Source organism: Photobacterium sanguinicancri, assembly GCF_002265265.1.
GTDB lineage: Bacteria > Pseudomonadota > Gammaproteobacteria > Enterobacterales > Vibrionaceae > Photobacterium > Photobacterium sanguinicancri.
The window spans coordinates 1-460 of the sequence record NZ_NOIF01000454.1 but is presented as its reverse complement, the minus strand read 5'-3'; the positions used below and the strand labels follow the sequence as shown (position 1 = coordinate 460).

At 62.2% G+C, this 460-nt stretch carries 1 protein-coding gene; it reads right to left on the bottom strand.

Annotation, left to right across the window (positions count from 1 at the left end):
• Positions 1-460, bottom strand: a 460-nt coding sequence (locus ASV53_RS24575) for a transposase (RefSeq protein ID WP_141226346.1), incomplete at both ends; no start/stop codon positions are given.

Genomic DNA, 460 nt, shown 5'->3' with positions numbered 1-460 from the left:
CGGGTGATGCGTCCGCGCTGTTTGCGAGCGCCGCTGGAATATTCGGACGGTACCAGCCCGACATAGGCCATCAACTGCTTGGGATTGTCGAAGCGGGTGAGATCGCCTACTTCAGCGACCAGCGTCGCAGCGCTGACCAGCCTGATACCGCGCAGGACCTGTAGATTGCGGACCAGCGGCGCAAAACACCATGCGTCCACCGCTTCAGTCAGCGCCGCTTCTAAGCGCCCAACCCGTGCCTGCGCCTCCAGCACCCGCTTCTGCATTTCCTCGAATGCCAGCTGTTGGTGGGGAAAATCGAACCGCTGCTCGGACAACCACCGCCAGTACATTTTCGTCCAGGCCGCCTTGCCGCCGAAACGACGATCATGACGCAACAGGAAGCTGCGCACTGTCTGCTTGGCTCCGATGGCATCATCTTGCGCGCTGCGTCGCGCGCGGATGAGATCGCGTACCGCCT